Annotated in this window: 9 protein-coding genes and 1 pseudogene; 4 read left to right on the top strand and 6 right to left on the bottom strand. The window is 42.8% G+C overall.

Annotation, left to right across the window (positions count from 1 at the left end; genetic code table 11):
- Positions 1 to 50 precede the first annotated feature (50 nt).
- From CS060_RS13175 to CS060_RS13190, 4 genes and pseudogenes are all read right to left on the bottom strand, one after another.
- Positions 51 to 1,487 (bottom strand): annotated as a pseudogene (locus tag CS060_RS13175) (class I adenylate-forming enzyme family protein); the annotation flags it as partial.
- On the bottom strand, positions 1,484 to 1,867 hold the full coding sequence (locus CS060_RS13180) for a MerR family transcriptional regulator (protein WP_035050070.1): 384 nt from the start codon (positions 1,865 to 1,867) through the stop codon (positions 1,484 to 1,486). The gene CS060_RS13180 and the pseudogene CS060_RS13175, both read right to left, overlap by 4 nt.
- 108 nt (positions 1,868 to 1,975) lie before the next feature.
- Positions 1,976 to 3,952, bottom strand: coding sequence for an acetoacetate--CoA ligase (locus CS060_RS13185; protein ID WP_035050072.1), 1,977 nt, complete (start codon positions 3,950 to 3,952; stop codon positions 1,976 to 1,978).
- Positions 3,953 to 4,069: 117 nt separating this feature from the next.
- Positions 4,070 to 5,992, bottom strand: a complete 1,923-nt coding sequence (locus tag CS060_RS13190; protein ID WP_035050073.1) for a FapA family protein — start codon at positions 5,990 to 5,992, stop codon at positions 4,070 to 4,072.
- Positions 5,993 to 6,109: 117 nt separating this feature from the next.
- Between CS060_RS13190 and CS060_RS13195 the strand changes: the two genes are divergently transcribed.
- On the top strand, positions 6,110 to 6,580 hold the full coding sequence (locus tag CS060_RS13195) for a PCYCGC motif-containing (lipo)protein (RefSeq protein WP_035021000.1): 471 nt from the start codon (positions 6,110 to 6,112) through the stop codon (positions 6,578 to 6,580).
- Positions 6,581 to 6,605: 25 nt separating this feature from the next.
- Here CS060_RS13195 and CS060_RS13200 read toward each other — a convergent pair whose 3' ends face one another.
- Complete coding sequence (locus CS060_RS13200) at positions 6,606 to 7,835, bottom strand: ABC transporter permease (RefSeq protein WP_099669038.1); 1,230 nt, start codon at positions 7,833 to 7,835, stop codon at positions 6,606 to 6,608.
- On the bottom strand, positions 7,825 to 8,727 hold the full coding sequence (locus CS060_RS13205) for an ABC transporter ATP-binding protein (protein WP_035050075.1): 903 nt from the start codon (positions 8,725 to 8,727) through the stop codon (positions 7,825 to 7,827). The genes CS060_RS13200 and CS060_RS13205 overlap by 11 nt, the downstream gene beginning before the upstream one ends.
- A 152-nt stretch (positions 8,728 to 8,879) precedes the next feature.
- Between CS060_RS13205 and CS060_RS13210 the strand changes: the two genes are divergently transcribed.
- The 3 genes from CS060_RS13210 to CS060_RS13220 all read left to right on the top strand — a co-directional run.
- Entirely contained in the window at positions 8,880 to 9,413 is a 534-nt protein-coding gene (locus CS060_RS13210) for a DUF1640 domain-containing protein (protein WP_035050076.1), read from the top strand.
- A gap of 307 nt (positions 9,414 to 9,720) precedes the next feature.
- Entirely contained in the window at positions 9,721 to 10,842 is a 1,122-nt protein-coding gene (gene proB, locus CS060_RS13215; RefSeq protein ID WP_035050077.1) for a glutamate 5-kinase, read from the top strand.
- Between the two features lie 20 nt (positions 10,843 to 10,862).
- Positions 10,863 to 12,051, top strand: a 1,189-nt coding sequence (locus tag CS060_RS13220) for a glutamate-5-semialdehyde dehydrogenase (protein WP_099669039.1), incomplete at its 3' end; no start/stop codon positions are given.

Below are 12,051 nucleotides of genomic sequence, written 5' to 3' on the forward strand. Positions count from 1 at the left end.
CGCATCGGGTGTACTGCGTGAATCAGAGGTTAAAATGTCAATTTGGATGTATATAGCTTTGGAATTTTATAGTCCGCAAGTTTATCAGAAAGAAAACGTTTACATTCTTCTGCAAGCTGCTCGATCGGTTCTTTTGTGACAACAAACGCTTTCACCGTTTCTCCCCATTCCGGATGCGGCACGCCAACAACCGCCACATCAACAATCGCTGGATGTAGCTTTAGCGCATCTTCCACTTCTTTCGGGTAAACGTTCACTCCCCCAGAGATGATCATATCTTTTTTTCGATCGACAATCCAAATGTATCCATCTTCATCACGGCGCGCTAAATCGCCTGTATATAGCCAGCCGTTTTTCACCGTTTCCGCTGTTTTTTCTTCGTCTTTATAATAGCCTTTCATAATGCCTTCTCCAGCTAAGATGATTTCACCAATTTCGCCTGGTGGAACGTCATTGCCGTGTTCATCGACGATTTTTACTTCGCAATGAAGGGCGGCATCTTTGCCGACACTACCTGCCTTTGTCGCATGTTCTTCCGGTGATAAATACGTTCCGTTCGGTCCGGCTTCCGTTAATCCATACAAACACATAAGTCGATTCGTGCGAAACTGTTTGGCGACAAATTGCACTTCATTTGCTGATAATGGTGCTCCGCCATACGTCCAATATTGGACGGACGATAAATCGTATTCGTGAAGTCGTGGATGTTTTGCGGTGAGTAAATAGGCGACCGGTGCTCCGAAAAAGTGGGTAATTTGATGTTTTGTAACAAGTTCTAACAACGCTTCTGGGGAAAACGTTGGTGATAACACATGGGTGGCCCCGACGTACATACCGCCGACAAAAAATAAATGAAGCGGCGCGGAATGGCTAAGCGGCATCATATGCAACAGGCGGCTATGCTTATCCATTTTCGTTTCTAGCGCCATCATCGTTGCGACAGCGAAAATATTGCGCGCTGTAAACAATACTCCTTTTGGTTTACCGGTCGTTCCGGATGTGTATAAAATCGTCGCTTCATCATCTTCGTTCAGCGGACAAACGATCGGGGAGGCATCGCCGTTTGCAATGAGTTGCGTGAGCGAACGCCAACCGTCTGCCGCTTCTCCTGTTTTCACCCAAATGACGTTAACCGTACGAACAAGCGAGGCAAGTTCTTGATAAATCCAATCGTGTGCGATGACTGCTTTTGCTTCGCTATGTTCGATAATGTATTGCACTTCTTGCGCTGTTAACCGCGCATTGACTGGTACAATGATAGCTCCAAGGCGCAAGACAGCAAAATACGCATATACAAATTCTCTCACATTTGGCATATACAATACGACTTTATCGCCTCGTTTGATGCCGAGCGAAGCAAGCGAAGAAGCGAGCCGATTGACCGTATCATCTACTTCTCGATAAGACAGCGACACGTCACCATCAATGAGTGCTATTTTATTCGGAAACTTTCGCGCATTACGCGCTAACAACTCGGAAATGTTCATTTCGTTCCCTCCATCTTTTGTAATCGTTCGCGAAAATCTGCCAAAATCGACTCCATTTCTTGTTTTAACTGCATTAAGTCTTCAATCCGCTCCGTCACCTCCTTTAACTTTTGTTCGCCGTATGCGATTGTTTTTTCCAGCTGTTTTCGGCCAGTGCGATCGTTATCAAACAAGCTAATCATTTCGTGAATTTCTTCTAACGAAAAACCGAACCGTTTCCCGCGTAAAATAAGCTTTAACACCGCTCGGTCTTTTTTCGTATACAGCCGCTGGCCCGACTCGGTGCGAATCGGGGAAATGAGCCCACGTTCCTCATAATAGCGAATCGTTCGCGTGCTAATATCAAACTGCTCGGCCAGTTGGGAGATCGTATAATACATCTTCTTCACCTTTATTTTTAATTTTCTGAATTTTATTTTAATTTACGTTTACGTAAAAGTCAAGTGGCGCACACCTTTAAGGCTGTTGCCAAACAGCAACAGCCTTGCTTATACGTTCGAATGTTCCCATTGTTTCGCGAGTTCGATAAAGAAAGAAAGTGATTCAGGGTTTGCCATTGAGCCAACGTTCACCGCTTTTTCGAGCGGGAAGCCTAGTAAAAGTTTGCGAATAGGAATTTCCATTTTCTTTCCGTTTAACGTTTTCGGAATTTGATCGACTTGATAAATGGCGTCTGGAATAAAGCGCGGCGATACGTGCGCTTTAATTGCTTCTTTTATTCGCTGTTTTAATGCGTCGTCTAGCTCTATCCCTGGCTGAAGAACGACAAACAGCGGCATAAACGATTTCCGCCCCATCACTTCTAAATCAATGACTAAGCTGTCAAGAATGCCATCGACCGTTTCCACCGCACGATAAATTTCGCTCGTGCCCATGCGCACGCCCGCGCGGTTAATCGTCGAATCGGAGCGGCCGTAAATGACGCAGCTTCCTTCGTCGTCAATTTTAATCCAATCCCCATGTTTCCACACGCCTGGATACGTATCAAAATAGCTTTCGCGATAGCGGCGGTCGTTTTCGTCGTTCCAGAAAAAGAGCGGCATCGACGGCATCGGCTCCGTGATGACTAATTCCCCAACTTCATTGATTAGCGAATGTCCATGTTCATCAAACGCCTGTACGTTTGCCCCAAGCGAACGGCATTGCAGCATACCTGCACGAACTGGCAAAATTGGCGACCCACCGACAAACGCGGTGCATACGTCCGTTCCGCCACTGCAGGAAACGAGCCAAACATCTTTCACATGTTCATACACCCAAAGAAACCCTTCGGTCGTCAGTGGCGATCCTGTCGAAAGAACCGCTTGCAAATGTGAAAAATCATAGGTTTCTTTCGGTTGAATGCCTTGCTTCATGCAGACGTTAATAAACGCTGCGCTTGTGCCAAAATGCGTAATTTTTGCCTTTTCGGCAAACTCCCATAAAACGTTCGCATCTGGAAACGTTGGGCTCCCGTCATATAACACAACTGTTGCCCCAACTAACAGCCCACCAATTAAAAAGTTCCACATCATCCAACCGGTCGTTGTAAACCAGAAAAATGTGCTATCGCGCGCAATATTGCATTCAATCGATAAAATTTTTACATGCTCTAATAAAATCCCGCCATGCCCTTGCACGATTGGCTTTGGCAGTCCGGTCGTCCCGGAAGAATATAAAATCCAAAGCGGATGAGCAAACGGTACCTGCTCATACACAAGCTCGCCTTCTTCTTGCAACATGTCCGTCCACAATAAAACGGAATCGTCCCACGCGCTTACATCGTCACGTAAATACGGAACGACAACCGTCTTTTTTAGCGACGGAAGTTTTTCTTGCAGTTCTTTCACAACAGGTACTTTATCAAACGTTTTTCCGTTATATTGACAACCGTCCACCGCAAACAAAATCGTCGGCTCAATTTGTTGGAAGCGATCGATCACGCTATTGGCCCCAAAATCCGGCGAGCAGCTTGACCAAATCGCGCCAATGCTTGCGCACGCCAAAAACGCAACGACCGTTTCCGGAATATTCGGCATATAAGCAACGACGCGATCGCCTTGTTTCACGCCGAGTTTTTTTAGTGCCGAAGCGACCGCTGCCGTCTGTTGTTTTAACTCTTTCCATGTCACTTCACGTAGCGAAACGCGTTCGGAACGAAATAAAAGCGCTGGTTTTTCCTGTATGTTGCGAAAAATATGTTCCGCATAGTTTAACCGCGCCCCCGGAAACCAGTTTGCCCGCGGCATTTTCCGCTCTTCTAACACACACGTATATGGCGCAGACGACTGAACATCACAATATTCCCACACCGTCTCCCAAAATTGTTCAAGTTTCTCAACCGACCATTTCCATAGCGCCGCATGCGAATCAAACACAATCCCTTTTTTCGCTTGTAGCCAATCCATGTACTTTTTCACGCTTGATTGTTCGATTTGCTCTTTCGTCGGTGTCCATAAAATATCCCCATCCGTAACCGCTTTCATTTTCCAACCCCTCCTTTTTAAAAAAAGAAAGAAAATTAAGAACATTTACATTATACTATATGATTATCCAAAAAATATATAAAAAGACGCATCGGCTTTATTGGCCATGCGTCTTTTTTATCCAAATACAATCTCTTGACGTTCGTCGTCCCATTTCATTTCAACGTGTTTTTTCTCTTCATAAAATGTGTAAGTCTTTTTACCAAATTGTACAACTGTTCCTTCCCATGCGTGTTCAATATAGATGGTCTCCCCTTTTGGCACAGCTAATACTGTCTTAATACCAAGCGAAGATCCAACTTCTTTAATTTTCATTCCTTTTTGCGCATACGCTTCCCCACCACGCAATACTCCATGAACAGTTAACATTCCTCCAGCATAAATGTTGCAATTGTAACATCCCTTTCCTGTTACAATCACATCGCCGTTTCCGTGAATGACGCTATTTAAAGCATAAGAAAGCTCAATCGCATCGTTCTCTTCACGATCGTATTGCCCAATAAATGTATTGAGTTCTCGAAGCAAATTTGCCATGCCCTCTAAACAGTGAAAATGATTCGGACGGTCGGCAAGTAAACAACCATCCAACTGTGAGCCAATATCAAACCATTGTTCACCAATTTGTTCGCGCTTTTGCTCACACATCGTTTTATACTGTTTCATCGCTTCCATTATCGTTTGAAACTTGCTTTCAAGCAATCTCTTTGTCAGCGGATAAATATCTTGTTCGCGAATTTTAGACATGACCATTAGTTGTTGAATCGCAACAATCATTCGCTCGAGCGAATGGCGAATTTGTTGTAATAAACCAACAAGTTGCGTAACAAGCATCTTATTCTCGCCTGATGTGACTGTTCCACTAATGACATTTTGCTGAATAAAAACGGATTGTTGCGCACGAATTTTAGCTCGATTGACATTTTGGAAAATCATAATGCTACCAAGCGCTTCCACGACCATTTCGTCTTGAACGTTACCTGTAATTTCAACATCCCCTTTAAAACGAATGTTCCCGACTGATAAATCAACGTCCCCTTCATGAACAAGCTTCGGAATAATGGAGATGGCAACTGTTTTTCCTTTTTTAGCGATTTGTGGTCGACCGCCTGTTGTTGCTAAAACACGGTTTTCATCCATCGTTACCCCTTTACCAAGTTTAACAGCAACGGGATGAACTTCGCGTACAGGGATCACTTCATTTGTTATAGTCAATCCAGGTTTTCCTGGCTGTGGTGGATGAACAATGGCGATTAAGTCTCCTTCACCAACCGTTGCGATCATTTCCATTTCACGATAGTCAACGGTTCCATCTTCGCGGGTTTTCGGTGTTCTTTTTCCCTCACCTACTTTTACTTCTACCCATCCGTTTTTTCCTTCCGTTGGCTCAATTCCTTTTGCGATGACGACGGTTACTTTTTTCTCGGAATGCAGTGCTTCACGAATCGCTTCCTCATTCACTCCATACACAATCCCTAATTCTCGCAGTTTCCTCATCACTTGCTCGTATGACACATCATAAATAAGCTCAGTTTCTATTCTTGCTTGTATACGTAACTTGTTAGAAGGGGATTGATCGTCCAATACATATCGACGCCGTACCCCAGGTGCAAACGTCAGCGTTGCCTCTAGCTTTTTAGCATCTATATCAATTCTCCAAACGGATTGAGCAATGCTTTCTTCTTTTGGATAAATACGGACATCGTCGCCTTCTTGTAACGTAATTGTTCTTTCGATGACTTCTCCATTATGTAAACAAATGACACCTTCACCAATCACAAGTGTTGGACTGACATCCAAACATTCATAATACAACGTACCGTCTTCAATCCATGCTTTTCCTTCTTTTTGTTGCACATCTTGTTTTATTTGTTGCTTCTTCGTTAGTCGGACAACGGCCGGTTGTGAAACGATACCAAACAACTTTTTGCGCTCTTGTTGTACGATTTCGATGACTACTTCTTCGCGCGCAGCTTGAAGCTGTTTGAGCCCTTCTTCAATCGCTTCTTCTATCGTTTGTCCTTTTACTTCGATGTACTCCATCTTTTTCCCGCCTTTTTCCTTATCATTTACTATTGTTTTTATTATAATAGTAAAAAGATAAAAGAAGTAGTGAAAAAAGTCGGAAAGCTTTATCATTTTAGAAGAAGGATGGTTGAGATGAAAAAACATTGGATGGTTGGCACAATGCTTTCTATTGGATTGTTATTTAGTGGATGTGCACAAAAAGAAAATGATCATACCGCTGATCATCAATCAAACGATATACGCGAGGAAACAGCTTCGATTCATCGTTTGCCGTCTTTTTTAGCCAAACATAACGAATCTATGGCACATTTGTATGAACAAGCTGCAACACATCAAAAGTTGTTAGAAAATATTCCTTGTTATTGTGGATGCGGTGAGTCAGTCGGCCATGAAAACAATTATGATTGTTTTATATATGAAAATAAAAGCAACGGTGCAGTCATTTGGGACGATCATGCGACAAAATGCGGAGTTTGTTTAGAAATCGCGGCTATTTCCATTGAGCAATATGAAAAAGGAATGTCGATCAAAGATATTCGTCACCTTATTGATGAAACATATAAAGAAGGCTATGCGAAACCAACGCCGACAAAGCCGATGTAAAAAACCGAGCATTTTGCTCGGTTTTTTACTTTTTCGTTAATTGCCATGCCCTCTTAAGATCTTTCCATGAAGACGCTTGATTGTACATAAGCACACCACCACGATATATTTTTGACCCAAACACAAATAAAAAAGCGATTGTCGCAATAAGCAAAGCAATGCTAAGGGCAATTTCCCAAATTGGAACATTTAACATTCCGATTCGTAAAAACATAATCATTGGAGCAAAAAATGGAACAAACGACATTGCTGTAATAAACGGAGATTCCGGTGCATTTAAACCAAACATCGCCATAATAAATGCGGCAACAACGAGCATCGTGACAGGTCCAGCCATTTGTTGTACTTCTTCTACTCGGCTAACAATCGAACCGAGTACTGCAAATAACATCGCATACAACAAATAACCGAACAAGAAAAAGATAATGCCATATATCATCAAAGAGAGCGGTAGTTCGTTCATTCCAAGTAACTGACTTAACATATCGCTATTTTTCAACGATGTATAACCGACAATGAAAATCACAACAAACTGCGTCAAACTCAACAAAGCAATCCCTAAAATTTTTCCGAATAATTGTTGAACGGGTGAAATGCTTGAAATTAAAATTTCCATAATGCGCGATGATTTTTCCGTTGCGACTTCCATCATAATCATACTTCCGTACATTAACACGAACATATACATCGCAAACAACAAAACATACACGATCGCTCTAGCTTGTTCTAATTGTTCTTCTGTTTTTGCGTGTTTTTCAAGCGCTACTTTTTCTATCGCAATCGGTGCATACAGTGCATTGATTTGATCATATGTTAACCCGATTTGTTTTGCCATCATCACAATTTTTACTTGTTGTAGTGCTTGCTCAATTTCATGAGTGACATCACTGTCCGCAATATTTTTCGCATAATATGCCACTTTTAGTTGTCCATTTTGCACATGGAGTACAATATACGCATACCACTTTTCTGTTTGAACATATTTTTTCGCTTGTTCTTCATTTTCATCGTGGCGAACAAGTTTTATTTCTTTATTTGACTGCATTTGTGCTTGCAACGTTTCATACCATCCGTTCGTCTGATCAATCACACCAATTGTTTTTTGACCATCATCGCTAAACGCTTCAATGATGCGATCTAACTGACCAACACCAAATATAATGAGAGCAGTAATCATGGTTGAAATAAAAAAAGATTTTGATTTTAATTTCGTCATATACGTATGAGCAAAAACAATCCAAAATTTATTGTTCATACGCCGCACCTACTTTCTCGATAAAGATGTCATTAAGCGACGGTTCTTCCAACGAAAACGTACGAATAAATCCTTTTGCATAAATATGTTCAAGAATGCGTTGTGATACACCTTCATTTGCTACTTGCAAACGAACTCCTTCAACCGTTTTCTCCATTTTCAATACGCCTGGAATTTTCCCTAACGTTTCAAACGGTAACTCTCCGTGAATGATCACATTTTTTTTACCGAAAGATCTCTTTAATTCTTTTATTGATCCGTGCACAATTGGTTTTCCTTTATGCATAATGCATATATGTTCACATAGTTGCTCGACATGTTCCATCCGATGGCTTGAAAAAACAATCGTTGTTCCTTGTTGCTGTAAGTCAATCACTGCTCTTTTCAACATTTCTACATTTACTGGATCTAGTCCACTAAACGGTTCGTCTAAAATAAGCAATGACGGACGATGTAATACCGCGGCGATAAATTGAATCTTTTGTTGATTACCTTTCGATAATTGTTCTACTTTTTGATGTTCGTATTGTGGTATTTTAAACCGCTCAAGCCAATAACGCATTTCTTTTACAATGTCTGCTTTATGTAATCCTCGTAATCTTCCTAAATAAATGAGTTGTTCCCTTACTTTTAACTTTGGGTACAATCCTCTTTCTTCTGGCAAATATCCAATGAGATGACTATGCTTATATGTGATGCGTTTACCGTTCCATGTAATCTCCCCTTTCGTCGGTTCAAGCAACCCTAAAATCATTCGAAATGTTGTCGTTTTTCCTGCTCCATTTGCTCCGAGAAATCCAAACATGCCTTGTTCTGGAATAGATAATGTCACATCATCTACTGCTGTAAACGAGCCAAACTGTTTTGTTACATGCTGTAACACTAGTCCCATGTTTCTCACTCCCCCTTTACTCCATTATAACGTATGAATTTAGGTAAAAGTTTCATATATTTACTTTTTCATGTTTAAAAATGATGAGAAACATACTTTTTTCTTGTCCGCCATTCATTTATAATGAAAAATAAAGAGGGGGGTGAAGCAAATTGGAGAAAGAAACGATTGTAAAAGAAATTGTGAAAGCGCTCGAACTATTCTCAGACAAAATTCATGATGGAATGCAAGAGATGGGCAGTCAACTCCGAACGGAAATGCAAGAAATGGGGCAACAACTTCGCTCCGAAATGCAAGAAATGGGAAACCAACTCCGAACGGAGATGCAAGAAATAGGGCAACAGCTTCGCTCCGAAATGCAGGAAATGGGAAACCAACTCCGAACGGAAATGCAAGAAATGGGGCAACAGCTTCGCTCCGAAATGCAGGGAATGGGAAGCCAACTCCGAACGGAAATGCAAGAAATGGGGCAACAGCTTCACTCCGAAATCCGAGATGTAGAAAGCAAATTAGAAGCGAAAATTGACGCTCTTAAACAAGAAATGGACAAGCAGTTTGAGCAGCTGAACGAAAAAGTTGATCAACTACGTGATGAATTAACCGACACGCAAGAAACTGTCGATCTGCTTTCTTCCAAAACACTCCAACATGAGCGAAAACTTCGTCTTTTATCCAAACAGTCGTAAAATCCGTTGACATTTCCATTCTTTTGTTTCATAATTCTGAAAAAAGGTATATATGGAATGAGGTACGGGACGAGTAAATCGATGGAACGTGCAAGAGAGTGGAACCCATAGGCTGGAAGGTTCCTCACGGAAAGTCGGTTGAACCTACCCTATACGGCCGCTTATGCAAACATAAGCCGTCTCCCCACGTTACAGGGCAAGAGGTGGGCGCATTGCGCCAAAAAAGGTGGTACCGCGGAAACAACGCTTTTCCGTCCTTTTCTATAAGGGCGAAAAAGCGTTTTTTATTTCTAGGGGGGGTGAAAACGTGAAAAGAAAACGAATCGTTGTGAAAATCGGAAGCAGCTCGCTAACCGAAAAAAACGGAACGCTTTCGGAACAAAAGCTTCGTGAACATGTTGAAGCACTTGCGTATATGAAACAGCTTGGGCACGATGTCATTCTCATTTCTTCTGGCGCAGTCGCTGCTGGGTTTGGGTTGCTTGGGTATCGTTCGCGTCCGAAAACAATGGCAGGGAAACAGGCCGCTGCTGCAGTCGGTCAAGGGGTGCTTATGCAAAGCTATATTTCCGCCTTTCGCTCGTTTGATATCGTTATCGGACAATTGTTGTTAACACGCGCAGATTTTTACGACCGCGAGCGATTTCGCAATTTGTTTGCGACAATTTCTATGCTGCTTGACCGCGGAGTGCTTCCGATTATTAATGAAAACGACTCTGTCTCTGTCGAAGAGTTGACATTTGGGGATAACGATTTATTGTCCGCCTTGGTGAGCGGTTTTTTACATGCCGACGCCTTAATCATTTTAACGGACATTAACGGGCTATATGACCAACACCCGAGCCACCCAGAAGCAAAAAAATATCATTTTCTCTCCGAAATTACTGACGAACTGATGGAACAAGCAGGCGGAAGCGGGTCAACGGTTGGAACAGGAGGCATGAAATCGAAGCTGCTTGCCGCCCAAAAGGCACTTTCTTTCGGCGTCAGCGTCTTTATCGGCACCGGGAAAGGAAAAGAAAAACTCAAACATATTTTAGAAGGAAAAGGCGACGGAACGTATATCGGCTCCCCTTTTCAAGAACATATGCAAATGCGTAAACAATGGATCGCGTACCATTCCGAAGTCGCAGGTACGATTGAAATTGATGAAGGAGCAGAAAGTGCGCTATTGCATAAAGGAAAAAGTTTATTACCTGCTGGTGTAACAAACATATTCGGCTCGTTTCAAGCGCTTGATGTCGTCAACGTCGTCAATCAAAAAGGCGATGTGATTGCTAGAGGGCAAGTATATTATGCGGCGGATGACTTACAAAAAGTAAAAGGAATGGCAAGTGAACACGCAAAACAATATTCTTTCCACCACCGCCCAGAAGTCATTCATCGCGACAACTTAGTATGTTTAAAAAAACGGGCGCCTGTCCGCTAAAACGAAAGGAGCGAAAACGGATGAGTGAATTACTAACAAAAGCAAAAAAGTTGAAACAAGCCGCGAAACGTTTAGCGATTTTATCGACGGAAGAAAAAAATGAGGCACTTTCGATGATCGCAGAAGCGTTGATTGCGCAAATGCCATATCTTTTACACGAAAATGAAAAAGATATGGCGATTGGAAAAGAAAACGGGCTCTCCCCTTCCTTGCTTGATCGGTTGCAACTTACCGAAGAACGCATCCATCAAATCGCCGATGGCGTTCGCCAAGTCATCGACCTACCAGATCCGGTCGGTGAAACGATCGAACAATGGACGCGACCAAATGGGCTAATCTTGAAACAAATTCGCGTACCGCTTGGCGTCGTTGGGATGGTGTACGAAGCGCGGCCAAATGTGACAGTCGATGCGGCTAGTCTTTGCTTAAAAACAGGAAATGCTGTCTTGTTGCGCGGCAGTTCTTCCGCCATTCACTCGAACAAAGCGCTCGTTTCGGTCATGCAAGCAGCGTTAAATCGGTCTGCCATTCCAATCGATGCGATTCAACTGCTAGAAGATACAAGCCGCGAAACGGCACAACATATGTTTCGTTTAAAAGAATATGTAGACGTTCTTATCCCGCGCGGTGGCGCTGGCCTTATTCAATCGGTCGTCGAAAACGCGACGATCCCGGTATTAGAAACAGGCGTCGGCAATTGCCATATTTTTATTGATGACTCTGCCAAAAAAGAGATGGCGATTGATATTGTCATCAATGCGAAACTGCAACGTCCGTCTGTATGCAACGCGGTCGAAACAGTATTGATTCACGAAAAGTGGCCATATACAAAAGAATTGCTTGAAACGTTGCATGAAAAAGGGATCGAACTGCGCGGCGACAACCAGCTTGCGGCTACATATCCGTTCGTTCGTGAAGCGACAGAAGCCGACTGGGCGACCGAATTTTTATCCCCAATTTTAGCAGTGAAGCTCGTCGAAACGGTCGATGAAGCCATTGAGCATATTGAACGCTACGGTACGAAACATTCGGAAGCGATTATTTCCGAATGCAAGGAACACGTGAAACAATTTTTCGCTCGCGTCGATGCCGCTGTATTGTACCATAACGCCTCCACTCGCTTCACCGACGGCGAACAGTTTGGATACGGTGCGGAAATCGGCATTAGCACGCAAAAACTGCACGCTCGTGGTCCAATGGGTTTGCGCG

Origin of the sequence: Anoxybacillus flavithermus, from assembly GCF_002742685.1 — a bacterium.
Classification (GTDB): Bacteria; Bacillota; Bacilli; order Bacillales; family Anoxybacillaceae; genus Anoxybacillus; species Anoxybacillus flavithermus_E.